Below are 25867 nucleotides of genomic sequence, written 5' to 3'. Positions count from 1 at the left end.
AAAATTCAAGGAGAATAAATCATGGATTTCACTTTAGATCAGAAACATGAGATGGCTCGCGACCTTTTCAAACAGTTCGCAGAGACAGAAGTTAAGCCTCTTGCACAGGAGACTGACGAGACAGAGGTATTCCCAGCAGAGACAGTTGCAAAGATGGGAAAATATGGATTCATGGGCATTCCTGTACCAAAGGAGTACGGCGGACAGGGCTGTGATCCACTTACATATGTTATGTGTGTAGAAGAATTATCAAAGGTTTGTGGTACAACAGGCGTTATCGTATCTGCTCATACATCACTTTGTATCGATCCAATCATGACATTCGGTACAGAGGAGCAGAAGAAAAAATACGTTCCTGACCTTGCTTCAGGCAAGAAGATCGGTGCTTTCGGTCTTACTGAGCCGGGCGCAGGTACAGATGCACAGGGATGTCAGACAAAGGCCGTTTTAGACGGAGACGAGTGGGTTCTTAACGGATCTAAGTGCTTCATCACAAACGGTAAGGTTGCTGATGTTTACATCATCATCGCTATCACAAGCATTACAGAGGACAAGCGTGGACGCAAGAAGAAGAACTTCTCTGCATTCATCGTAGACAAGGGAACACCTGGATTCTCATTCGGAACAAAAGAGAAGAAGATGGGTATCCGTGGATCATCTACATATGAGCTTATCTTCGAGGATGCTCGTATTCCAAAGGATGCATTACTTGGCAAAGAGGGAAGAGGTTTCCCAATCGCTATGCATACACTTGATGGTGGACGTATCGGAATCGCTGCTCAGGCACTTGGTATTGCAGAGGGCGCATTAGAGAGAACTATCGAGTATACAAAGGAAAGAAAGCAGTTCGGCCGTTCAATCGCACAGCAGCAGAATACACAGTTCAAGCTTGCTGATATGGCTACACGTATCGATGCAGCTAAGTATCTTGTGTACGCAGCAGCTATGAAGAAGGCAGAGTTTGCTAAGAATCCTAAGGTTTCTTACTCAGTAGATGCAGCAAAGGCTAAATTATTCGCAGCAGAGACAGCTATGGCTGTTACAACAGAGTGCGTTCAGTTATTCGGTGGATACGGATATATCCGTGAGTACGATGTAGAGCGTATGATGCGTGATGCTAAGATTACAGAGATCTACGAGGGAACTTCAGAGGTTCAGCGTATGGTTATTTCAGGCTCATTACTCAGATAGTTAAGAGAGCTATCATAACTGTAGAGCTACTTAGAATAAATAAAGGAGAACAAATACATGAATATCGTAGTATGTATTAAACAGGTTCCTGATACAAAGGGTGGAGTAAAATTCAATCCTGACGGAACACTTGATAGAGCTTCAATGCTTGCAATCATGAATCCAGATGACAAGGCTGGTCTTGAGGCAGCACTTAGAATCAAAGACGAGACAGGCGCAAAGGTTACAGTTCTTACAATGGGACTTCCAAAGGCTGATGCAATCCTTCGTGAGGCAATGGCTATGGGCGCTGATGATGCAGTTTTAGTAACAGACAGAGTACTTGGTGGAGCTGATACATGGGCTACATCTACTACAATTGCAGGTGCATTAAGAAATCTCGATTATGATTTAATCATCACAGGCCGTCAGGCTATCGATGGAGATACAGCACAGGTTGGACCACAGATCGCAGTTCATCTTGGACTTCCTGTAATCTCATACGCAGAGGATATCAAGGTTGAGGGAGATTCTGTAGTCGTTAAGCGTCAGTATGAGGACAGATATCACGTAGTTAAGGCTAAGATGCCTTGTCTTATCACAGCTCTTTCAGAGTTAAACGAGCCTAGATATATGACACCGGGCGGAATCTTCGATGCATTTGACAAAGAAGTAACTGTTTGGGGCAGAGCTGACCTTAAGGATGTTGACGATTCAGATCTTGGACTTAAGGGATCACCTACAAAGATTGCTAAGGCATCTGACAAGGTACCTAAGGGAGCTGGAGAAAAGGTTAACCTTGATCCAACAGAGTCAGTAAACTATCTCATGGAGAAATTCAAAGAGAAACATATCATCTAGTATGGAGGAACCAAAAATGGGTTTAGAAGAATATAAGGGCGTATATATCTACGCACAGCAGGTAGACAATAAGCTTAGCGACATCGCCTTTGAGTTAGTCGGTAAAGCTAAAGAGTTAGCAGCAGATTTAAATACAGAGGTTACTGCAGTACTTCTTGGATCTAACGTAAAGGCTCTTGCAACAGAGCTCGGTGAGTACGGCGCAGACAAGGTAATCGTTGTAGACAATCCTGCACTTGAGACATACAGAACAGAGCCATACGCACAGGCTCTTGTATCAGTAATCAACGAGTACAAGCCGGAGATCATGTTAGTTGGTGCAACAGCTATCGGACGTGACCTCGGACCAACAGTTTCAGCAAGAGTTAAGACAGGTCTTACAGCTGACTGTACAAAGCTTGAGATTGGTGATTTCCCAATCAACGCTATGCCTGGACAGGAGCAGAAGCACAACCAGCTTCTTATGACACGTCCTGCATTCGGTGGAAACACAATCGCAACAATCGCTTGTCCTGACAACCGTCCACAGATGGCAACAGTTCGTCCTGGTGTTATGCAGAAGCTTCCTAAAGAGGCTGGCAGAGCAGCAGAGGTTATCGAGTTCAATCCTGCACTCGAGGAGAACAACCGTTATGTTGAAATCATGGATATCGTTAAGGCAGTTGGCAACGTAGAGAACATCATGGACGCTAAGGTACTTGTATCAGGCGGACGTGGAGTTGGAAGCGCTGAGAACTTCGAAATGCTTCGTGACCTTGCTTCATGCTTCAAGGGTGGTATGGTATCATGCTCTCGTGCAGCAGTAGAGAACGGCTGGTTAGCACAGGATTATCAGGTAGGACAGACAGGAAAGACTGTACGTCCACAGATTTACTTCGCAATCGGTATCTCAGGAGCCATCCAGCACGTAGCAGGTATGGAGGAGTCTGATCTCATCATTGCTATCAACAAGGACGAGGATGCTCCAATCTTCGACGTAGCTGATTACGGCTTAGTAGGAGATTTAAAGAAGATCGTTCCTCAGCTTACAGCAGCTCTTAAAGAGGCAAATGCTGACGCATAATCGCATAATAATGCATTAAAATTACATTACTAATACATTTAAACACAGTACTGTTTATCGCAGTGCTGTGTTTTTTTGCACCTTTTTGTGATAAAGATATGTGATATTTGTCACATTCCCCGAACTTTGTCATTTTGAAACACGACAAAGTTAAAAATCAATTAATTGAAAAAATGCTTGACCCCTAATATAATAAAGTTAACAAGAAAAACAAATGCATTTGATTTTACGTTACTATTAATAAACCAACAAAATACTTTCAGAACGGGGGAATATCATGAAAGCAAAAATTCAAACCTTCGGACGTTTCCTAAGCGGCATGGTAATGCCAAACATCGGAGCGTTCATAGCATGGGGCCTTTTAACAGCCCTGTTTATAGAAAAAGGCTGGTTCCCGAATGAGCAGCTTAGTAGTATAGTAAGTCCAATGCTTACATATGTACTTCCAATCCTGATTGCATATCAGGGTGGAAAAATTGTTGGAGGCGACAGAGGAGCCTTGATGGGAGCAATCGCCACAATCGGTGTTATCTGCGGAACAGAGTACACAATGTTTATGGGAGCCATGATTATGGGACCTCTCGCAGGACTTGTTATCAAGAAATTTGACAAAGCAGTAGACGGACACATTCCGGCAGGCTTTGAGATGATTGTAAACAATTTCTCAGTCGGAATACTCGGACTGATAATGGCAGTCATAGGATACTATCTGATTGGACCATTCATGGGAGTTATCCTTGGAGCCTTAAGCGCAGGAGTAAACGTACTCGTAACACACGGCATACTGCCGCTCGTAACAGTATTTGTAGAGCCTGCAAAGATTCTTTTCTTAAACAATGCAATCAACCACGGAATCTTCTCTCCACTTGGAGCAGAGCAGATTGCTGAGTCAGGAAAATCAGTATTTTACATGATTGAGTCAAACCCTGGAGCAGGTGCAGGAATCTTACTTGCATACATGTTCTTCTCTAAAGACAAGAAGACAAAGGATTCAGCACCGGGAGCACTTATCATTCACCTCTTTGGTGGAATACATGAGATTTATTTCCCATATGTGCTCATGAATCCGCTTTTACTGCTTGCAGCAATCGGTGGATCACTTGCAGCAATGACATACTACACTATATTTGATCTTGGTCTTTCAGGCCCTGCATCACCGGGAAGCATCATCGCATTCTTACTTATGGCACCAAAGGGCTCAACACTTGCGGTACTCCTTGGAGTAGTAATAGCGGCAGCAGTTTCATTTGTAATAGCAATACCAATCATCAGGCTGGCAGGAAACAAGCATGAAGGAAGTCTTGAGGACGCATCAGCGAAGATGAAGGATATGAAGGCAGCCTCTAAGGGCGAGGCAGTCAGTGCAACAGTAGAAGAAGTAGGGCTGCAGACAGCAGCTATCCCTGCTGAGGAAATCAAGCGTATCGTGTTTGCATGTGATGCGGGAATGGGCTCAAGCGCAATGGGCGCAAGCGTCCTAAAGAAAAAGATACAAAAGGCCGGACTTGATATAGAAGTAACTCATGCATCTGTATCAAGCATCCCACCTGAGGCACAGATAGTTGTCACACATCAGGATTTAAAGGAAAGAGCCATGAAGAGTGCGCCACAGGCCAGACTTGTGACAATCACAAACTTCATGACAGCACCTGAATATGATGAGCTGGTGGAGAGCCTTAAAACAAATAAAGAGTAATACAAGGTAAAAAGTATGCTGCTAGGATGCAATTAACAGGGATTTACAGTAAATCCCTCAGCATACAAAGGGGGAAGGGTTCATGGAATTAACACCTAGAATCAAACAGATATTACAATTTGTTCTTGAGAAAAATGAACCTGTTTTGGAGCAGGACATAGCACAGCATATAGGGGTCAGCAAGAGGACTGTCCAAAGAGAGTTTGATTACATAGCGGCAGGACTGGCAGATTACGACCTGAGTCTGTGCAAGAAGAAAAATATCGGTGTTTGGATTGATGGTGATGCCGTGAACCTGGAGCACCTGAGAAAAGAAGTAACAGAGACTCAAAATAATGATTTTTCCGATAAAAAAACAAGAAGAAAATATCTTATATATGAGCTTTTACGTGAAAAGGTTCCTAAGAAGCTATTCTATTTCAGCAACCTTTTCGGAGTAAGCGAGGCGACAATAAGCCATGACCTGGATGTTGTGGAAAAAAAGCTTTTGGAATACAGGCTGTCGCTCATCAGAAAACCGGGCTATGGAGTCATAGTTGACGGCAAAGAAAAAGACATAAGAACAGCATTACATCATTTTGTAAATGAAAACATAGATGATGAATCTATAAGGAATATGTTCTTTGAAAACCGCGAAGCACTGCTTAAGGCAATGAAAAATTACAACAGTGTGAAGGTGTATGGAATATTAAACAGCTCGGTAGTTGACAGGGTAATAAATGTGTTTGAGGACATAAGCGAAAGCTGCTTCAACCATATGGCTGAGGATTCCTACATTGGTCTTTTGCTTCACACAGCAATTGCTGTTGACAGAATCATGAAGGGAAATGTCATAGAAGATACAGATTTGCCGGGAAATGTGCAGCTTGATGATGATTACCCTGCGGCAGCGCATCTCATAGAAGCACTTGAAAGTGAATTTGATATAAAGCTTCCAAAGAGTGAGTTTTCAAATATTCTGCTTTATATAAAGGGCTCCAAACAGAACCGATACAATCTGGAGGATGAGGAGGAGCTTGGAGCAGAAAAGCTGCTCGATATCATTGACAAGCTGATAGGTGTGTTTGATGCGACAGATGCATGTGAAATGCGGCAGGATGATGAGCTGATATATGGTCTGATGATGGATTTACAGCCTGCAATAGTCAGAATCGAAAATGAGCTGTATGTATACAATCCTCTCGAGGATCAGATAAAGAGTGAGTATCCTGAGGTGTTTGCACAGTGCAGACAGGCGGCATATGTAATAGAAAAGGCAACAGGCCATAAGGTGCCGGACAGTGAGGTTGGATATCTCGCCATACATTTTGGCGCAGCCATGGAGAGAATACACGAGAGAAAACGCAGGAGGCGTCCGGTAGAAATCGGAATTGTCTGTGCAGGAGGCTTTGGAGTCGCAAGACTCATGAGCACCAAAATCAGAGGCTTCTTAAGAGAGGATGTCATTATAAAGACCTACGGGCGAGATGAACTCACACCGTATGTGGCATCGAAAACAGATTTCTTTGTATCAGGACTGGTGCTTGACAATCCTGACATAGATGTAGTAAAGGTCTCACCGTTAATAAACGCTAATGACATCATGGCGATACGCTTAAAGGTTGACGAATATTCCAGAATGCCAAGTAAGCAGGAGGATATCGACTTTAACGAACAGTTGTCACAAATAAATGAAATAGTTTCAAAGATTAAGCGGCTTATTAAAAATTACAGCAATTACAGAGCCGACAGTACAAGTACCATGGAGCAGCTTGTTGAGAGCATGTCGTATATAATAACCGACAGCAGGGCGGCTGCAGATACATTGAAAAATGACATAATGAAGAGAGAGCGTGTAATGACGCAGGTATTTCCGGAGCTTGACTTTGCACTGTTTCATTGCAAGACAAAGGCGGTAAGCAGCATTGTTTTTAAAACAATGACACCTGAAGATGGTGCATGCTTTACAGATGAAAGCATGAAAAATATAAAGGCAGCAGTTTTTCTTGCTGCACCCATGGATAAGGGAGAAACAGATACAGATATTCTGGGCAGGATAAGCAGTGCTTTTGTGGAAGAGGAAAGACTTTTACCTTCCATATTTGAAGAAAATGTCGAAGAAACGAGAAGGATAATTAAAAAAGCATTGAAGACATATTTTAACGAGTACATATCAAAAATGCAGTAGATAGCAAAAAGGAGGATTTTACAATGAGTGATGTATTAAGAACAGAAAACATTATCACAGATGTGAGAGGCTTAAACAAGGAGCAGGTAATTGGAAAGCTCGGTCAGATGCTCTACGACACAGGATGCATCGAGAAGGAATATATCCAGGGAATGCTCGACAAGGAGAATGTATTCAATACATTTATGGGCAATGGGGTTGCAATCCCACACGGAATCGAGGCTACAAAGAAATTTGTAAAGAAAGCCGGAATCGCGATAGTAACACTGCCTGACGGAGTTGACTGGGGCAATGGAAACATGGTCCGTATAGCAATCGGAATAGCCGGAAAAGAAAATGAGCATATCGAGATTTTAAGCAGTATAGCAATACTTTTATCGGAAGCAGAGAATGTTGACAAGGCAGTGAACGGAACCGCAGACGAGATTTATCAGTTGTTTATGGAAGCTGATATGTAATGTAAAAGAAAATATTCAAAAAGCGCATTATTAAGCTAAGAACAGGGTAACAAATAACATAGTTATATCAATATATCATAGTATACATATCTAAATAGGAGGAAATCAATATGAAATCAAAAGCAGTCAGAATGTACGGAGAAATGGACTTAAGACTTGAGGAGTTTGAGCTCCCGGAGATCAAGGATGATGAAATACTTGTAAAGGTAATGAGCGACAGCATCTGCATGTCAACATACAAGCTTGCAAAGCAGGGCAAGAAGCATAAGAGAGCACCACAGGATATGGATATCCATCCGGTAATCGTAGGACACGAGTGCTCAGGAGATATAGTACAGGTAGGAAAGAAATGGCAGGATCAGTTCAAGCCGGGCGAGAAATTTGCATTACAGCCTGCACTCAACTACCAGGGCAAGCTTGACTCACCTGGATACTCATACAGATACTGTGGTGGAGCAGCAACCTACTGCATCATGCCTCACGAGGTAATGGAGCTTGGATGCCTCCTCAAATATGATGGAGACAGCTATTTCAAGGCCTCTCTCGGAGAGCCAATGAGCTGTATCATCGGTGGATACCATGCAAATTATCACACAAACAAGCACAATTATGACCATGCAATGGGCACAAAGGTTGGCGGCAGCATCCTTATCATGGGTGGCTGTGGACCAATGGGACTTGGAGCAGTAAGCTATGGACTTGCATTTGAGAACAAGCCAAAGAGAATCGTAGTAACAGACGTGGATGATGCAAAAATCGAGAGAGCAAAGCAGTGCATCACAGTTGAAGAGGCAGCAGAGAAGGGCATAGAGCTCATCTACTTCAACACAGCAAAGGCAAAGGATGCAGAGGCAGAGCTTATGGCAATAACAGACGGAAAGGGCTATGATGATATATTCGTATATGTACCGATCAAGCCTGTTGCAGAGATGGGAGACAGACTCCTCGCATTTGACGGCTGCATGAACTTCTTCGCAGGACCTACAGATAACCAGTTCAAGGCAGAGATTAATCTGTACAACTGCCACTACACAAGCACACACATCATGGGAACAACAGGTGGAAACACAGATGACCTCGTAGAGGCAATTGACCTTGCATCAAAGGGCACGATCAATCCGGCCGTAATGATTACACATGTAGGTGGAATCAACGCAGTAGCAGATGCAACCTGCCACCTTCCTGAAATTCCTGGTGGCAAGAAGCTTACATACATGCAGTTTGATATGCCACTCACAGCAATCGATGACTTCGAGGAGCTTGGAAAAACAGATCCGCTTTTCGCAAAGCTCGATGCATCAGTAAAGGCACATCGTGGCCTGTGGAATGAAGAGGCAGAGAAAATCCTCTTCGAGCACTTCGGTGTAAAATAAAACGGTAACATTCAATTAAAATTGTTATTTTGGTGCGCAAATCAACCCCATTTTGACATAGCGCGTTAAAATATATACATCATTCCGGCGCATGCACTCAACCTTGCATGCGCCATTTATAAAGCTGTGGAAGAAGTATTTTGGTTATACTACGACATATAGTCGCATATTATAAATTTATCCCCACATTTATGAAAAATTCAGCTAATTTTACAATTGAGTCATTTATCCCAATGTGGTAGAATAACAAAGTCCAAGAAAAAGGAGCAATTGGATTTCGAAAAGTTAAAAACTTTAGCGCCATGCACCGGCAGGTACGGAAAAATGATGCCGGTTAACGAGGTTTCAGGTTATCGAAAATTCGGCGGATGCCTGGACGCATATATGGATGCGTATCTCAAGCCAAATATGATGGAGACATCAAAACAAAGCGAGAGAACCATATAAATCAAGTAGCTATTCAGTACAGAACAGTTACGATTTGTACATTTAAAATTATATATCGAAAAGGAGATCTAACACTATGTGTGGAATTATAGGATTTACAGGCCGTTTAGAGGCACAGAAGATTTTGACGGAAGGACTCGCAGCGTTAGAGTATCGTGGATACGACAGTGCAGGTATCGCTTATTTCAAGGATACAGGCAAGATTTCTATCCGCAAAACCGTCGGAAAGGTTAAGGATCTTCTCGCTATCTGCGATGATGAGAACAATTCAACCTGCGGAATCGGACATACAAGATGGGCAACACACGGTGGAGTTACCAATGCCAATGCTCATCCTCACAAGGTTGGAAATGTCGCACTCATCCACAATGGTATTATTGAGAACTACCACGAGATCGTAAACAAATTTGATCTTGCAGAGTCTCTTATATCTGAGACAGATACAGAGGTGGCAGCAGCTCTTATCAACAAGCTCTATGACGGAGATCCAAAGGCTACTATTAAGAAGGCAGTAGCAGAGCTTCAGGGCTCATTTGCGTTCTGTATCATGTTCAAGGATCAGCCGGGAAAGATTTTTGCTGTCAGAAATGTAAGCCCGATGGTTGCAACATATTGCGATGACGGAGCATTTATCGCATCTGACCTTACAGCATTTATCAAATACTCTAAGCGTTATTTCATCGTACCTGAGTATGCTATCATGACTATGACAGCAGATGGAATCACAATCGAGGATCTTGACGGAAAGACTGTTGAGCCGGAGTATCTTGAGGTAAACTGGGATGTAACAGCAGCTCAGAAGGACGGCTATCCACATTTCATGATCAAGGAGATTCATGAGCAGCCTGCAGCTATTACAAAGACTATCACTCCAAGAATCAAGGATTCACTGCCTGATTTTACAGAGGATGGCATCCCGGATTCATTCTTTGAGGATGTAAGTGACATCACAATAGTAGCATGTGGTACAGCCATGTATGCGGGAATGGTTGGAAAGACCATGATCCAGAACCGTCTTCACATCCCTGTAACTGTTGCAATCGCATCAGAGTTCAGATATGAGGAGCCGGTTATCTCAGATAAATCAATGGTTGTATTTGTATCACAGTCAGGTGAGACAATTGATACCTTAGAGGCACTTCGTCTTGCCAATAAATACACAAAGAAGACACTCTCTATCGTAAACGTAAAGGGCTCATCAATCGCCAGAGAGAGCAACTATGTGCTTTACACACATGCAGGCCCTGAGATCGCTGTTGCAAGTACAAAGGCTTACACAGTACAGGCTGCAAGCTTCTATCTCTTAGGCTGCAAGCTTGGTCTTGTATCAGGCAAGATGACAGAGGCAGACGCAAAAGAGTTTATTGAGAACCTTCAGGAGGTTCCGAATCTCATCGAGTCGGTTATCACACAGGCACCTGAGATTGAGCAGCTCACAAAGAGAATGGTTAATGCAACAAATGCGTTCTACATCGGACGTGGACTTGACTATACACTCTGCATGGAGGGCGCACTCAAGCTCAAAGAGATTTCATATATTCATGCTGAGGCTTATGCAGCAGGCGAGTTAAAGCACGGTACAATCGCGCTCATCAGCGAGGGTGTTCCTGTTATCGCTGTTGCGACACAGAGCCATGTATACAGCAAGGTCATCTCAAATATACGCGAGGTAAAGGCGAGAGGCGCATACGTTATCCTTCTTAGCAAGGATAAGGATATTACAGATAAGTCAATCTGTGATGTGCATATCTCACTCCCACAGGCACCGGATGAGTTTGCGATTTTCGAGTCAGTTATAATCTGTCAGCTTATCGCTTACTACACATCAACAGGAAAGGGCTTAAACCCTGACCAGCCACGTAACCTTGCAAAATCAGTTACAGTAGAATAAATAATTTCCCCGGACATTTATATGATGTCCGGGGATTTTTTTGATTTCAGGTTTGTGAGATACAAGGCAGCATATGTAAGACATCGATGTATAGGTCAATACACCACACCGATACGTTTTGTTAAAAATATAACAAATTTGTATTTACACACCACGCATCAGGTGGTATGATACATAAATGCGGGTTACTCATACGAGAATCCAGCAACCATACAATTTTCATGTGCGCTCTTATGCCGTGTGACAGAAGCACAGCATAACAGAATTAGGACGAGACCCATATGGGCTTTTACCAAAAGGAGGAAAAGTAATGCGCAATTCAAAAACAAACGAACTTGTACTGACAGGTTTATTCACAGCCATTATCATCATCATGGCATTCACACCACTCGGATATATTCCGCTCGTAGTTATCAATGCTACGATTATTCACATTCCGGTAATCCTCGGCTCACTTTTTTGCGGACCTAAAAAGGGAGCATTCCTTGGATTTGTATTCGGATTTACCAGTTGTTTAAAGGCAACAATAGTTGGAGGAACTCTTTCATCCTTTGTATTTTCGCCGGTGCTTGCAGCATCCCTGGTCGGAACCTCAGGTATATTTAAGAGCTTATTCATAGCATTTGTTCCAAGAATTTTAGTAGGTGTTATACCTTATTTTGTATACATAGGCATCAAAAAGGTGCTTGCATCAGAGAAGAAAAATCTCTGGGGCACAGTTTTAAATGTGCTCATGTCAGCATTCCTTGCATTCGGAGTATATGCATTCCTCGGCAAGATGGCTGAGTCACTTTCACAGGCAGCCGCTTTAGGCATCGGCATTGCAGTCGGAGCTGTAGTATTTGTCGTAGTTGAGGCTGTATTTATCAGAAAGAGCACACAGGTTATTCCGTTTGTATATGCAGGCGTAGCAGGTGCCATGACCAACACACTGCTTGTAATGGGCTCAATCTTTGTGCTTTACAAGGATGCTTATGCAGAGGCAATCGGTGTGGCTGGAAATGCAGTGCTTGGTGTTATCACCGGAGTCATCAGCTTTAACGGAGTCATTGAGGCAATTGTTGCCGCAATCATCGTATACCTTGTTGGATTGGTTTTGAACACAATCAAACCAATCGCAGCGAAATAATTTTAGACAGATTAAAAATAATTGTGAAATTGTATGTACGGCGGACTGTTAAGGTCCGCCTGTTTTATAGGAAGCTGAACCGGGAACGGTAAAATAAATATATGAATTAAAAGAAAGGCTTGATACAAGGTGAAAAATATGCATGAAATAGACATAATGGATATCGGTGGCTTCAAAATAGGCCATGCCGAGGACACTAAGGGCTTAACCGGCTGTACGGTATTCCTTTTTGATAAACAGTCACCGGCGGGAGTTGACATAAGGGGTGGCGGACCGGCTTCACGTGAGACACCACTTTTAAATCCTGTGGCAGACGCAAAGGGCATCCATGCTCTTGTGCTGTCAGGCGGCTCAGCCTTTGGACTGGATGCAGCGGGAGGCGTGATGAAGTATCTCGAGGAGCGCGATATAGGCTTTGATGTGGGAGTTACAAAGGTGCCTCTTGTGGTGCAGTCGTGTATTTTTGATCTGGTAATAGGTGATAAAAATGCAAGGCCTGATGGCGAAATGGCATACAAAGCCTGTGAGAACGCTTCGTATGATACATTTTTACAGGGCAATTACGGCGCAGGAATGGGCGCAACAGTCGGCAAATATATGGGGCGTGAGCGCAGCATGAAGAGCGGTATAGGAGCCTATGCGGTCCAGCTCGGCGAGCTTAAGGTAGGAGCAGTGGTGACACTGAACGCACTCGGTGATATCTATGATATAGATACAGATAAGAAAATTGCCGGAGCACTGGATGAGAATGGGCAGCTTTTTGATGACGAGACAGCGTATTTTGAGGCAGCGGCAAAAATCCAGAATATGTTTACAGGAAACACTACAATTGGTACAATAATAACAAATGCAAAGCTTGACAAGACCGCACTCAACAAAGTGGCATCCATGGCTCACAATGGCTATGGCAGAGCAATCAGACCCGTGCACACGATGGCAGACGGAGATTCAATCTATGCTGTATCAGTGGGCAGCGTGCCTGCCGATATCAATCTGGTGGGACCAATGAGTGCTTATGTCATGGCAAAGGCCATCGCCAATGCAGCAAGAAATGCTAAGTCTGTGGATGGCTACAAGGCGGTTTGTGATTTATACAAAAAATAGTTACTAAAATAGTTATAATACAGAGGTGAAAATCATGTTAAAAGGAAAAACAGTAGTTTTGGGAGTGACAGGAAGCATCGCGGCATATAAGATAGCAAACCTTGCGAGTATGCTTGTAAAACAACACGCCGATGTCAACGTCATAATGACACACAATGCAACCAATTTTATAAATCCAATCACATTTGAGACGCTCACAGGCAACAAATGCCTCGTTGACACATTTGACAGAAACTTTGAATTCAACGTGGAGCATGTGGCGCTCGCAAAGAGAGCAGACATCTTCATGGTGGCACCCGCATCAGCCAATGTGATAGGCAAGATGGCAAACGGCATCGCAGACGATATGCTCACCACCACGATACTTGCAGCCAAATGTCCTAAGCTAGTTTCTCCTGCCATGAACACCAATATGTACGAGAACAGGATTGTGCAGGACAACATCAAAAAGCTAGAACACTACGGCTTTGAGATGATAAAGCCTGCTGAAGGATATCTTGCATGCGGAGACACCGGTGCAGGAAAAATGCCGGAGCCACAGACGCTTTTCAACTACATAATGAGGACAATTGCCTGTGAAAAGGACCTCGCGGGCAAAAATGTACTCATCACAGCCGGAGCGACACAGGAAAAGATAGACCCGGTACGTTTTATCACCAATCACTCAACAGGCAAAATGGGACGCGCTATTGCGGAAAACTGTATGCTCCGCGGCGCGCATGTTACACTGGTCAATGCCTCAGTATCGGTTGAGCCGCCTATGTTTGTGGATGTGGTAAATGTGACATCAGCCGTAGATATGGCAGAAGTGGTGAAATCAAAGGCAGCTGAACAGGACATTATTATCATGACCGCTGCAGTAGCGGATTTTCGTCCATCACATCCGGCAGATGAGAAAATAAAGAAAAAGGACAGCTCATATGAGTCTGTAATCGAGCTTGAGCGCACAGAGGATATTCTATCATACCTTGGAGCACACAAGGCTAAGGGACAGCTCATATGCGGTTTTTCTATGGAAACCCAGAATATGCTTGAAAACTCGAAAGCAAAGCTTGCAAAGAAAAATGCAGATATGATAGTGGCAAACAACCTAAAGGTAGCAGGCGCAGGCTTTGGAACAGATACCAACGTGGTCACACTCATCACGGCTGACGACTGCACAGAGCTTGAAATCATGGACAAGAGCTGCGTTGCGGCAAGGATTATGGACCGGCTGCTTAAGATGTAGAATTACTACACCCTGCAGTCCACAGCCGGCAGTTCCCCGGTCACATCGAGGAATAGATTTGCAAAGGTCTGCTCGTAGTAAGGCTCCACCCAGAGCAGGCCGATGCCGAGCGACAGCACGCAAAGCACAAGCATACCGATGAAGCTTACGTTAATGTAGATGACCCTGAGTATGTTGCCGCGAATCAGCTTTAAGGCATGAGTCAGGCATGCAAACACGGATAAATCATCACGCGAGAGCACCAGATACAGGTAAAACGGAAACAGAATCAGTACGATAAAGCTAAGCACAGCGCTGGCAGCATATAAAGCGATAGCAATTCCCATGGTGTCACCGCTTAGCTTGAAAAAGTTTTTAGCTACAAGGAAAGGAGCCTTTGCGACCATAGAGATGGCATAATATATGATGTATGCTCCGAAATATCTGTTGGAGTGATTCATAAAACAGTAGAACACATCGCTTATACGGCACTCTTTCTTTCTGGCCATATTGAGGTGGAAGCGTATGAGTCCCATCTGTAGCACACCTATTACGATAGATAAAAGCACCTCGGCAATGTAGTATATGACGGTCTGAACCTTTGTGGCATATACGTTTCCGAGCAGGTAGGTAAACGGCAGGTCACTGAACAGATTTATGAGTGTGACAGTGAGGAAAACGCTCATGCTGAGTCTGTATCTTCCGTTTAGGTTCTCTCTTGATATTCTTTTTAATTCTTTGGATTTCTTTTTCTGGTTCATTATATTTCTCCTGAAATAATAGTTTTGAATTAATGCTTAAGTTAATGCTAAATTAAAGCTTTGACAATTGGCAGATATATAACATATACTTATATTCATATGGTTACACAAAATCACAGGAAGGACCACTCATCATGCAGACAGATGAAACAATCGACAGATATTTTTATATAACAGGCTGGATATGCATAGCTATATTTGCGGCTCTTGCAGCAGTGATTGGAGTATGTGGTACGCAGGTACTCACAAAGGTGCCTCCATGTCCGCTACACGCATATACAGGCTATTATTGTCCGGGCTGCGGTGGCACGAGAGCCACATTTGCGCTATTGCACGGACATCTGATAAGGTCGTTTGTACTTCATCCGTTTGTGCCGTATACAGCCGTTTTGGGCGGCTGGTTTATGCTGTCACAGACACTGCAGCGGATAAGCCGCGGCAGGCTGCATATCGGAATGCACTTCAGGCCATTATATATGTGGCTTGCACTTGCCATTATTGTGGTAAACTGTATTGTCAAAAATATGCTTATACTATTTTGCGGTATTCATCTGCTGAAGTAGCTCATTGTAGTCAATACCGGTCAGATTCTGGTATTCCTTTAAAATACCCTCTATGCTTCCGTATTCGTGAAGCATGGCGGCAAACGAACCGATATATATAATGAGAGTGATAACAACAGCAGCAAACGCAATCCAGAATGAGGTCATAGCCATGCTGCTCATTGAGGTGGCGCCACCCTTTGACAGCAACGCAAAGATCATGGCAAGTGAGCCGCATATGATAGATACATAAATGCAGCTGCACGACGCGATGGCAATTATTGAAAGCACAAGTGCTGCAACCTCCATATTGCGTGAGCGTTTATTGTAGAAATTGTTGTTGCCGAAATTATAGTTATAATCCTGATTATAATCAAATTTTTGTGGATCCATGATAAAATTCCTTTCTATAAAGTTGATTTTATTGTATCACTTCATTTATAATACGAAAAGAATAAGTTTTTTAAAGAGGTAAAAAAATGGATATTATTGCTGCAATTGCAGAAGAACTGCAGATTAAAAAAGGACAGGCCGAGGCCGCTGTCAAGCTGATAGATGAGGGAAATACCATTCCTTTTATCGCCAGATACCGAAAGGAGGCCACCGGCTCATTAAATGACGAGGTGCTCAGAAATCTTTTCGACAGACTGACATATTTACGCAATCTTGAGGACAAGAAGCAGACAGTGCTTGCAAGCATTGAAGAGCAGGGCAAGCTTACGGATGAGCTTAAGAAGGCAATTCTTGAGGCACAGACACAGGTGGCGGTTGACGATTTGTACAGACCTTACCGTCCGAAGAGAAGAACCCGTGCCACAATCGCAAAGGAAAAGGGCTTAGAGCCACTGGCACAGACCATTTTAGCGCAGGAAGCGTCTGTTGATATCATGGCAGAAGCCGCTAAATACGTGGATGCAGAAAAAGACGTGGCAGATGAAGCAGCTGCGCTTGCAGGAGCAAAGGACATCATTGCAGAGAGCGTATCCGACAATGCCGGCTACAGAACAAAAATCAGGGAGCTTACCATGCAAAATGGCCGTCTCATATCGACAGCAAAGGATCCTGAGGCAGAGTCTGTCTATGAGATGTACTATGAATTTGATGAAGCTCTTTCCAAGGTGGCAGGTCACAGAACACTTGCAATCAACCGTGGTGAAAAGGAAAAAATCCTCACAGTAAAGATAGAGGCACCGACAGAGGATATCATCAAATATCTTAAAAAGCAGGTTATCACAAATGATGGAGCTCCGACAGCAGCTGTACTCACAGAGGTGGTGGAGGATGCCTACGACAGGCTTATAGCCCCAGCAATAGAGCGTGAAATCAGAAACAATCTGACAGAGGAAGCAGAGGACGGAGCCATAAAGGTATTCGGAAAGAACTTGGAGCAGCTTCTCATGCAGCCTCCAATTGCAGGACAGGTTGTGCTTGGATGGGATCCGGCCTTCCGTACAGGCTGCAAGATTTCTGTCGTAGACCCTACAGGAAAGGTGCTTGATACCACAGTAATCTACCCGACAGCGCCACAGAACAAGGTAGAGGAGGCAAAGGCCGTAATCAAAAAGCTCATAGACAAACATCATGTCACACTTATCTCACTTGGAAACGGAACAGCATCGCGTGAGTCTGAGCAGGTGATTGTCGAGCTGTTAAAGGAAATTCCTGTGAAGGTGCAGTACATCATAGTAAATGAAGCAGGTGCGTCAGTATATTCAGCCAGCAAGCTTGCCACAGAGGAGTTCCCGAATTTTGATGTGGGACAAAGAAGTGCAACTTCGATGGCTCGTAGACTGCAGGATCCGCTCGCGGAGCTTGTAAAGATTGATCCAAAGTCAATCGGAGTCGGACAGTATCAGCATGATATGAACCAGAAAAAGCTCTCAGAGGCGCTCGGAGGAGTTGTAGAGGACTGCGTAAACAAGGTTGGTGTAGACTTAAATACAGCATCGGTTTCACTGCTTGAGTACATATCAGGCATCTCAAAGACCATTGCCAAAAACATCGTGGATTACAGAGAGGAAAACGGTAAATTCACATCTCGCTCACAGCTTCTTAAGGTAGCAAAGCTTGGACCTAAGGCATTTGAGCAGTGTGCAGGCTTCATGCGTATCACAGACGGAAAGAACCCGCTTGATGCCACAGGTGTGCATCCGGAGTCATACGATGCCACAAAGGCAGTGCTTGAAAAGCTGGGCTACACTATGGAGGATGTAAAGAACAGAAATGTAGTTGGAATCTCAAAGAAGGTGTCTGATTACAAGGCACTCGCAGACGAGGCAGGAGTCGGCGAAATCACATTGCGTGATATCGTAAAGGAGCTTGAAAAGCCTGCAAGAGACCCGCGTGAGGATATGCCAAAGCCAATCCTAAGAAGCGATGTTCTTGAGATGAAGGACCTCACACCGGGTATGGTATTAAAGGGCACAGTCAGAAATGTAATAGATTTCGGATGCTTTGTGGATATAGGAGTACATCAGGACGGACTTGTGCATATCTCAGAGATATGCGACCGCTATATCAAGCACCCGCTTGAGGCTGTCAGTGTAGGAGACATAGTAGATGTGCAGGTTATGAGCGTTGACCTCAAAAAGCAGCGCATCCAGCTTACCATGAAAATCGGACAGGGCACCGGCAAAAAAGATGGCAGTGCCGATAAGTCAGGTGAAACTAATCATAATAACAAGACTGACAGAAGCAATAGAAATAACGGCGGCAAGAATAGCAGAAACAAAAAGCCTTACTATATAAAGGGCAAGAAAAATAATTTCTTTGACAATATTATTCTTGATAATTAAAAATACCTTGACAAAACACCACAAAGTGCATATCATGTGTTTGTAAGTAACTATTCAGTACAGAAATATGCGGTACCGCATATTTCGTAAGAAAACGTATATTATGTAGGAGCAAGCGCCCATCAGCGCAGCTGATTCTAATGCGCTTGCGACTCGCAACTGTGAAGGTACTGAACAGTTACGTTTGTAAAATAAATAGGAATTCTTCAGGGAGGGGTGCGATTCCCTACCGGTGGTACAGCCCACGAGCCGCAAGGCATGATTCGGTGTGATTCCGAAGCCGACAGTATAGTCTGGATGAGAGAAGATTATTAGGTGTCATTACACTGTGATATTAAGTCCCGGAAGATTTTCTTCCGGGATTTTTTAAATGAGCTATTCAAATTTTTGATAGCGGCACTCACAATATCCTCAGGATTCCTTAAGCATCAAAGGAGTGTAAAAATGGACGTAACAACAAACAACACAAAATCAAAAGTAAACATCAGACTTTTAGTCGGCACAGGAATGTTAAGCGGACTCGCATTTGTACTTCAGTACCTTGAGTTCCCAATCCCGATCATGCCGGGCTTTATCAAGTTTGATTTCTCAGATCTGCCTGCACTTATCGGCGCATTTGCATATGGACCGTTAGCAGGAGTGATTGTAGAGTTTATCAAGAACCTGCTTCACTGTACAGTAACACAGAGCTTTACGGTAGGAGAGCTTTCAAACTTTATTCTCGGAGCAGTATTTACAGCAACAACAGGACTTATCTACAAGAAGAATAAGTCAAAAAAGGGTGCGATAATCGGCGCTTTAGTCGGTTCAGTGGTAATGGGAATCATCAGCTTCCCATCAAACCTTTTTATCGTGTATCCGGCATACACAAAGTTCATGCCAATGGAAGCAATCATTGGTGCATACAGTGAGCTTCTCCCATCAGTAGGCAAGCTGTGGCAGGCACTTCTGATATTCAATGTTCCGTTTACCATCGTAAAGGGACTTATATCAACACTTATCACAGTGCTTGTATACAAGAGACTGTCACCGGTTTTAAAGGGCAGAGGATAGAGAAAATACCTGACACAAGATATATAGTCACAAACAAAAAGGGCGCAGTCAATTGCGCTCTTTTCTTTTTTTAAAAGGAATGTTATAATAAACCCAAATATTTAGTTGGGAGCAGGACATGAAGCTTGAATTTGATGTAAAAGTAACAGAAAAGGATTTATATTCATTTAATATAGAGCAGGCGTACAAGGGCAGTCAGGGCGTTATATCGCTGCTGTTTGCTGTGCTCTTGGCTGCGGCAGCAGTATTAAGCGCACAAAAGGGCAACACAGGGTATGTTGTGCTTTATATTATAGTTGGCATTCTGGTGCTGTTATATGTGCCGTTTTCGCTCAAGAGCAGGGTAAGGATGATTATGAAGACAAATGAAGTTTTCTCAAAGCCACTGCATTTTGAGATAGACGAAAAGAACATAAATGTAAGCCAGGGCGAGGAGATGGCGCAGCTTCCGTGGGAGCAGGTGTACAGATTCGTGGCCAATGATAAGAGGATACTTATATTCAGCAACAGGAAGAATGCCTACATTCTCTCAAAGGAGCAGCTTGGCGACAGCTATGAGCCGTTAAAGGAGCTGGCAGGCAGCACACTGGAGAGATACAGACTGAAAATCAAATAAATTTAAATATTAAATACATAAAATATAATAAAAATAAATAGATAAAGGTATAAGCTGGTAATATGAGTAGTGAAGAAAATATAACAGTAATAGAGAGCTTTTCGGCAGACGATACGCATGCACTTGGGGTTTCGCTTGGACAGCAGGCAAAGCCGGGGGATGTGTGCACACTTGTGGGTGACTTGGGAGTGGGCAAAACAGTGCTCACGCAGGGCATAGCAGAGGGGCTTGGCATCTCTGAGCCGATAAACAGCCCTACATTTACTATAGTGCAGGTGTACGAGGATGGCAGGATGCCATTTTATCATTTCGATGTATACAGGATTGGTGACATCGAGGAGATGGATGAAATCGGCTATGAGGATTATTTCTACGGAGATGGGCTTACAATGATAGAGTGGGCAAATCTCATCGAGGAGATACTCCCAAAGAAGAGAAAAGAGATTACGATTGAAAAAGACCTTGAAAAAGGCTTTGACTATAGAAAAATAACAATAAAAGAGGTTTTATAATGAAGATACTTGCGCTTGACAGCTCAGGGCTTGTGGCCAGTGTGGCTGTCGTATCGGACGATAATCTGATAGGAGAATACACGATAAATTATAAAAAGACACATTCGCAGACACTTCTTCCGATGCTTGATGAGGTGGCTAAGATGACAGAGCTTGACCTTAAGACTATAGATTTTATTGCAGTCTCAGCGGGACCGGGATCGTTTACGGGGCTTCGTATAGGCTCGGCAACGGCGAAGGGACTTGCACTTGCACTGGATAAGCAGATAGTTTCTGTGCCTACTGTAGATGCGCTTGCATACAATCTGTGGGGCAGTGCAGATGTTATCTGTCCGCTTATGGATGCAAGAAGACAGCAGACCTATACAGGGCTGTATGATTTTACCGATGGCAGGATGAACACCATTTTGCCACAGTGCGTAGTGATGATAGAAGAGATAGTTGACAAAATCAATGAGCTTGGCCGTAAGGTGATTTTCCTTGGAGACGGAGTGGATGTGTTCAGGGATTATATCAATGAGCACGTAAAGGTGGACTATGATTTTGCACCTGCCATGTGCAATAAGCAAAGAGCATCGGCTGTAGCATGTCTTGGACAGGTGCTCTATGAGCAGGGCAGGGCAGAAAATGCAGCAGACCATAAGCCTGAGTATCTCAGATTATCACAGGCGGAGCGAGAGAGACAGGAAAAGGAGAGAGATTTTAGAATATGATAATAAGACCCATGGAGCCGGAGGATGCAGACTCGGTGGCGCAGATAGAAAAAGACAGCTTTACACAGCCCTGGAGCAGACAGGGGTTTTTGGATGCCATGAGGCTTCCTGAGAATATCATGCTTGTGGCACAGGAGGATGGCGAGATACTGGGGTATCAGTGCACCTACGTGTCATTTGATGAGGGAGAGCTGACCAATATAGCAGTCAAAAAATCAGCACGAGGAAAGGGTGTGGGTGCACATCTTATCAGAAGCCTGCAGGAAAAGGCAAAGGAGTCAGGGGTTGAGCGCATTGTGCTTGAAGCCAGGGTGACTAATGAGGCTGCGATATCACTGTATCAGAAGATGGGGTTTGTGAACCTTGGAATCAGAAAAAATCTATATGAGCATCCGGTAGAGGACGGAGTCATCATGTCCTATACTGCGGAGGAAAATTTATGTTAGACGTGTGTTTACTTGGAACAGCAGGCATGATGCCTTTGCCAAACAGATGGCTTACGGCACTTTCACTAAAATATAACGGCAGCAATATACTTATTGACTGCGGTGAGGGAACGCAGATTGCAATGAAGGAGGCCGGAATCAATTTCAAGCCGATAGATATTCTCTGCATCACCCATTTTCATGCGGACCATATCAGCGGATTGCCGGGGCTTCTTCTTACAATGGGAAATGCCGAGCGCACCGAGCCGCTTACCATTATTGGACCTAAAGGGCTTACAAGGGTTGTCACTGCACTTCGGACGATTGCGCCGGAGCTGCCCTTTGAGATAAAATGCATAGAGCTCAATGAGCAGGATGAGTATTTTGACATGAACGGATATCATATCCATGCATTCCGCGTAAAGCATGCGGTGCTATGCTATGGCTATTCGGTTGAGATAAAGCGCGGTGGCAGATTCTCCGTGGAAAGAGCAAAGGAAAAGGAAATCCCTATGCGCCTGTGGAATCCGCTTCAAAAGGGCAATACCGTTGAATTTGAGGGCAGAGTGTATACTCCGGATATGGTGCTTGGACCGGCAAGAAAGGGCATAAAGGTCACATATTGTACGGACACAAGGCCACTTGAGCATATAGTGGAGGCGGCAGAAGGGTCTGACCTGTTTATATGCGAGGGCATGTATGCTGAAAAGGAAAAGATAGTAAAGGCAAAGCAGTATAAGCATATGACATTTTACGAGGCAGCAGACATGGCAAGGAGAGCCGGTGTAAAGGAGCTTTGGCTTACACATTTTTCACCGTCACTTGTCCGGGCAGATGACTATATGTCACAGGTGAGGGATATTTTTGAAAACGCATATCTTGGAAAAGACGGAAAGAGCGTGGAGCTCATGTTTGACGAGGACTAAGGAGGAGCGATATGAAGAAAACAGGTATAGTTATTTTAACAATAGCACTGATTGCCGCTATATGTGGTTCGTTTTATATCGTAAACGATAAGTCTAAAAGGGCTAATCAAAAGGAAAAGGTGCTGACAGAGGTGCAAAGAATAACAACTAAAGACCTCGACAAGAATTATCCGCAGACACCTCGTGAGGTGGTGAAGCTTTATAACAGGATTGTGAAGTGCTACTATGGCATGCAGTATAGCGATGAAGAGCTTGATGCACTCACAGATCAGGCGCTTAAGCTTTTTGATGATGAGCTGGCAGCAAACAATCCGAAGGATACCTACAAGCAGTCTGTCACGGCAGATGCGCAAAGCTACAAGGAGCAGGGCATTACGCTTTCCCAGACCGGGGTGTGTGATAGCAACGATGTAAAATATGTCACTGATAATGGCAGTAAAATTGCATATGTCAAGGCCTCTTACTTTATGAAGGAGGGCAGCTCTTATTCTAAGACATATCAGGAATATGTGCTCAGGCAGGATGATGAAGGCTGCTGGAGGATTCTTGCATTTTATAAGCTGGCAGCAGATTCTGATACGGAAACAGAATAGAGTAATATAATTAAGATTGGTGTAATAAAATGACAGAAAATACAGAAACAAAAAAAGAAATTAAAATACTTGCAATCGAAAGCTCATGCGATGAGACAGCGGCAGCAGTCGTAGTAAATGGACGTGATCTGCGAAGTAACGTTATTTCATCACAGATAGCTCTTCATACTTTATATGGAGGGGTGGTTCCGGAGATAGCCTCCAGAAAGCATATTGAGAAAATTAATCAGGTCATAGAGCAGGCGCTTTCAGATGCACAGATGACACTCGATGATATAGATGCAATAGGCGTCACATATGGTCCGGGGCTGGTAGGAGCACTGCTTGTAGGTGTGGCGGAAGCCAAGGCTATAGCATATGCAAGAAACCTTCCACTTGTCGGAGTGCACCATATAGAGGGACATATCAGTGCCAATTATATAGAAAATAAAGACTTAGAGCCGCCTTTTCTGGCACTTGTCGTTTCAGGAGGACACACACACCTGGTGAGAGTGGTGGATTACGGCAAATATGAGATTCTCGGACGCACGAGGGATGATGCGGCAGGAGAGGCCTTTGACAAGGTTGCGAGAGCAATAGGACTTGGCTATCCGGGCGGTCCTAAGATAGAAAAGGTATCGCATGAGGGAGATCCGCACAGTATAGAGTTTCCGAGAGCAAAGATTGTAGGCGGAGTCTATGATTTCAGCTTCAGCGGGCTTAAATCAGCAGTACTTAATTATTTAAACGGCTGCAGAATGAAGGGACTGGAAATAAATCAGGCAGATGTGGCAGCATCGTTCCAGCAGGCAGTTACGGATGTGCTTGTCGGACACGCTGAGAATGCCATAGATGAGTTTAAAATGGACAAATTTGCCATTGCGGGAGGCGTTGCATCTAATGGTGTCATTCGTCATGCCATGGAGGAAATGTGCGCGCGCAAGGGCGTTAAATTCTATCGTCCGTCACCGATACTGTGTACAGACAATGCAGCAATGATAGGTGCGGCAGCATATTATGATTTTATAGCCGGCAAGAGGTCCGGGCTTGATCTGAACGCGGTTCCGAATCTAAAGCTTGGTGAGTGATTCTGTAATCGTTTCCGGTTACACCGGGGTGCAAACATAATGTGCAGACTTTGTCATGGATAGGAAAAGGAAGGAATATGGACAAGAAAAAGTTCACGGCAATCATACTGTCAGCCGGTACAGGAAGCCGGATGAAAAGCAATATGCCAAAGCAGTACATGGAGCTTTTAGGGCAGCCTGTGATTTATTATAGTATAAAAGCATTTGAGGATAGCCCTGTTGATGAAATAGTTATAGTCTGCAGCGCGGATTATATTGAGTATTTCAGACATTCGATAATCGAAAAATATGGCTTTAAAAAGGTGAAAGCGATAGTACAGGGAGGCAAAGAACGCTACAACTCTGTATACGAGGGACTCAAAGCAGCAAAGGGCGCAGACTATGTGCTGATCCATGACGGCGCACGCCCTCTGGTAGATAATGAAATAATAGTCCGTTCTATGCATACGGTTGAAAAAGAGAAAGCCTGCGTGGCAGGAATGCCTGTAAAGGACACAATAAAGGTGTCGGATGAATTCGGATATTCAGCAAACACTCCCGACAGGAAAAGCCTGTGGCAGATTCAGACACCGCAATGCTTTGAGTATAATCTGCTGGCCAGGTCCTATGATAAGCTGTTTAATGATATGTCATACGGTAAAAGTGTGCCGGTAATTACGGATGATGCAATGATAGTAGAGTATGGGAGTGACACAAAAGTAAAGCTCATAGAGGGCTCATATGAAAATATAAAGGTCACAACTCCTGAAGATATGGGGATTGCAGAGCTTTTTTTGAAGAAACGCTGAAAAATGTAAAAAAAATTAGAAATTAGTGTTGACATATTGTAACATTGATGATAATATAAATCCTGCGCTGAACAAGTGCAGACAACTAAACAATTACGTGTTAATTGTGACACGCAGGGGTATCGAAGTGGTCATAACGAGGCGGTCTTGAAAACCGTTTGTCCGCAAGGGCGCGTGGGTTCGAATCCCACCCCCTGCGCTTTCTTTTGCCTTAAAACAGAGGTACAAAAGAAAACGAAAAAAGTTCTTGACAAATGAAAAACATTTTGATAGAATAATCAAGCTGTCGCAAGACAGGGAACTTAAAACAGAGTTCAAAAAATAAAAAAGTGCTTGACAAACGAACAGCGATTTGATAAAATAATCAAGCTGTCGTAAGAGAACAAAACAAAGAACATTGATAACTGAACAGTGAGAAACCTTGAAAGATTTTGAGAATCAATCAGAACGCTTCAATGAAAATTGAAGACCTTTAAAACAGTAAATTCAGATTTATCTGAATGAACGAAT

At 43.7% G+C, this 25867-nt stretch carries 25 protein-coding genes, 1 tRNA gene and 1 riboswitch; of the genes, 24 read left to right on the top strand and 2 right to left on the bottom strand.

Annotated features, from left to right (window positions below):
• Positions 1-21 precede the first annotated feature (21 nt).
• The 12 genes from ACW6PM_RS07390 (at position 22) to coaBC (ending at position 14587) form a co-directional block, all read left to right on the top strand.
• Positions 22-1191, top strand: a complete 1170-nt coding sequence (locus tag ACW6PM_RS07390; RefSeq protein WP_015515725.1) for an acyl-CoA dehydrogenase — start codon at positions 22-24, stop codon at positions 1189-1191.
• Between the two features lie 57 nt (positions 1192-1248).
• Positions 1249-2031 carry an electron transfer flavoprotein subunit beta/FixA family protein gene (locus ACW6PM_RS07385; RefSeq protein ID WP_015515726.1) on the top strand — a complete coding sequence of 261 codons (783 nt, stop codon included), beginning with the start codon at positions 1249-1251 and terminating at the stop codon, positions 2029-2031.
• Between the two features lie 16 nt (positions 2032-2047).
• Positions 2048-3094, top strand: coding sequence for an electron transfer flavoprotein subunit alpha/FixB family protein (locus tag ACW6PM_RS07380; protein WP_015569027.1), 1047 nt, complete (start codon positions 2048-2050; stop codon positions 3092-3094).
• Positions 3095-3371: 277 nt separating this feature from the next.
• Positions 3372-4790, top strand: a complete 1419-nt coding sequence (locus ACW6PM_RS07375) for a PTS mannitol transporter subunit IICB (protein ID WP_456056727.1) — start codon at positions 3372-3374, stop codon at positions 4788-4790.
• A gap of 82 nt (positions 4791-4872) precedes the next feature.
• Entirely contained in the window at positions 4873-6957 is a 2085-nt protein-coding gene (locus ACW6PM_RS07370) for a BglG family transcription antiterminator (RefSeq protein WP_456056726.1), read from the top strand.
• A gap of 23 nt (positions 6958-6980) precedes the next feature.
• Entirely contained in the window at positions 6981-7415 is a 435-nt protein-coding gene (locus tag ACW6PM_RS07365) for a PTS sugar transporter subunit IIA (protein WP_456056725.1), read from the top strand.
• Between the two features lie 110 nt (positions 7416-7525).
• On the top strand, positions 7526-8788 hold the full coding sequence (locus tag ACW6PM_RS07360) for a zinc-binding dehydrogenase (protein WP_456056724.1): 1263 nt from the start codon (positions 7526-7528) through the stop codon (positions 8786-8788).
• A gap of 324 nt (positions 8789-9112) precedes the next feature.
• The gene (locus ACW6PM_RS07355; RefSeq protein WP_456056723.1) at positions 9113-9235 is read left to right on the top strand and encodes a hypothetical protein; all 123 of its coding nucleotides are present in this window, start codon (positions 9113-9115) and stop codon (positions 9233-9235) included.
• Between the two features lie 76 nt (positions 9236-9311).
• A complete protein-coding gene (glmS, locus tag ACW6PM_RS07350) occupies positions 9312-11126 on the top strand; it encodes a glutamine--fructose-6-phosphate transaminase (isomerizing) (RefSeq protein WP_308496855.1) in 1815 nt (604 codons plus the stop codon).
• 310 nt (positions 11127-11436) lie between these two features.
• A complete protein-coding gene (locus ACW6PM_RS07345; protein WP_456056722.1) occupies positions 11437-12255 on the top strand; it encodes an ECF transporter S component in 819 nt (272 codons plus the stop codon).
• Positions 12256-12393: 138 nt separating this feature from the next.
• Positions 12394-13359, top strand: a complete 966-nt coding sequence (locus tag ACW6PM_RS07340) for a P1 family peptidase (RefSeq protein ID WP_456056721.1) — start codon at positions 12394-12396, stop codon at positions 13357-13359.
• Positions 13360-13393: 34 nt separating this feature from the next.
• Entirely contained in the window at positions 13394-14587 is a 1194-nt protein-coding gene (gene coaBC, locus ACW6PM_RS07335; RefSeq protein WP_456056720.1) for a bifunctional phosphopantothenoylcysteine decarboxylase/phosphopantothenate--cysteine ligase CoaBC, read from the top strand.
• A gap of 5 nt (positions 14588-14592) precedes the next feature.
• Here the strand turns inward: coaBC and ACW6PM_RS07330 are convergent, their stop codons facing one another.
• On the bottom strand, positions 14593-15327 hold the full coding sequence (locus ACW6PM_RS07330) for a DUF975 family protein (protein WP_456056719.1): 735 nt from the start codon (positions 15325-15327) through the stop codon (positions 14593-14595).
• Between the two features lie 134 nt (positions 15328-15461).
• Here ACW6PM_RS07330 and ACW6PM_RS07325 point away from each other — a divergent pair, with 134 nt between their 5' ends.
• The gene (locus tag ACW6PM_RS07325) at positions 15462-15890 is read left to right on the top strand and encodes a DUF2752 domain-containing protein (protein ID WP_456056718.1); all 429 of its coding nucleotides are present in this window, start codon (positions 15462-15464) and stop codon (positions 15888-15890) included.
• Here ACW6PM_RS07325 and ACW6PM_RS07320 read toward each other — a convergent pair.
• Complete coding sequence (locus ACW6PM_RS07320) at positions 15861-16262, bottom strand: hypothetical protein (protein WP_456056717.1); 402 nt, start codon at positions 16260-16262, stop codon at positions 15861-15863. The genes ACW6PM_RS07325 and ACW6PM_RS07320 overlap by 30 nt on opposite strands.
• An 86-nt stretch (positions 16263-16348) precedes the next feature.
• Here ACW6PM_RS07320 and ACW6PM_RS07315 point away from each other — a divergent pair, with 86 nt between their 5' ends.
• The 11 genes from ACW6PM_RS07315 to ACW6PM_RS07265 all read left to right on the top strand — a co-directional run bounded on the left by ACW6PM_RS07315 (position 16349) and on the right by ACW6PM_RS07265 (position 25556).
• Entirely contained in the window at positions 16349-18664 is a 2316-nt protein-coding gene (locus ACW6PM_RS07315) for a Tex family protein (RefSeq protein WP_456056716.1), read from the top strand.
• Positions 18665-18862: 198 nt separating this feature from the next.
• A riboswitch (FMN riboswitch) is annotated at positions 18863-18977 on the top strand.
• Positions 18978-19108: 131 nt separating this feature from the next.
• A complete protein-coding gene (locus ACW6PM_RS07310) occupies positions 19109-19717 on the top strand; it encodes an ECF transporter S component (RefSeq protein ID WP_456056715.1) in 609 nt (202 codons plus the stop codon).
• Positions 19718-19835: 118 nt separating this feature from the next.
• Positions 19836-20333 (top strand): YcxB family protein, encoded by a 498-nt coding sequence (locus ACW6PM_RS07305; RefSeq protein ID WP_456056714.1) that lies wholly within the window; start codon positions 19836-19838, stop codon positions 20331-20333.
• 62 nt (positions 20334-20395) lie between these two features.
• Positions 20396-20845, top strand: a complete 450-nt coding sequence (gene tsaE, locus ACW6PM_RS07300; protein WP_456056713.1) for a tRNA (adenosine(37)-N6)-threonylcarbamoyltransferase complex ATPase subunit type 1 TsaE — start codon at positions 20396-20398, stop codon at positions 20843-20845.
• Positions 20845-21558 (top strand): tRNA (adenosine(37)-N6)-threonylcarbamoyltransferase complex dimerization subunit type 1 TsaB, encoded by a 714-nt coding sequence (gene tsaB, locus ACW6PM_RS07295; RefSeq protein WP_308650456.1) that lies wholly within the window; start codon positions 20845-20847, stop codon positions 21556-21558. Before tsaE ends, tsaB begins: the two co-directional genes overlap by 1 nt.
• A complete protein-coding gene (gene rimI, locus ACW6PM_RS07290; RefSeq protein WP_117685987.1) occupies positions 21555-22004 on the top strand; it encodes a ribosomal protein S18-alanine N-acetyltransferase in 450 nt (149 codons plus the stop codon). Before tsaB ends, rimI begins: the two co-directional genes overlap by 4 nt.
• Complete coding sequence (locus tag ACW6PM_RS07285) at positions 21998-22909, top strand: ribonuclease Z (protein ID WP_456056712.1); 912 nt, start codon at positions 21998-22000, stop codon at positions 22907-22909. The genes rimI and ACW6PM_RS07285 overlap by 7 nt, the downstream gene beginning before the upstream one ends.
• Positions 22910-22920: 11 nt before the next feature.
• Complete coding sequence (locus ACW6PM_RS07280) at positions 22921-23502, top strand: DUF6715 family protein (RefSeq protein WP_308650454.1); 582 nt, start codon at positions 22921-22923, stop codon at positions 23500-23502.
• A gap of 29 nt (positions 23503-23531) precedes the next feature.
• Positions 23532-24569: a tRNA (adenosine(37)-N6)-threonylcarbamoyltransferase complex transferase subunit TsaD gene (gene tsaD, locus ACW6PM_RS07275; RefSeq protein WP_117685984.1), complete on the top strand. Its 1038-nt coding sequence runs from the start codon at positions 23532-23534 to the stop codon at positions 24567-24569.
• Between the two features lie 77 nt (positions 24570-24646).
• Positions 24647-25357, top strand: a complete 711-nt coding sequence (gene ispD, locus ACW6PM_RS07270; RefSeq protein WP_456056711.1) for a 2-C-methyl-D-erythritol 4-phosphate cytidylyltransferase — start codon at positions 24647-24649, stop codon at positions 25355-25357.
• Positions 25358-25470: 113 nt separating this feature from the next.
• A tRNA-Ser gene (locus ACW6PM_RS07265) sits at positions 25471-25556 on the top strand.
• Positions 25557-25867: the final 311 nt, after the last annotated feature.

Source organism: Agathobacter sp. (assembly GCF_977054825.1).
This window is presented reverse-complemented; position numbering and strand designations above follow the sequence as displayed.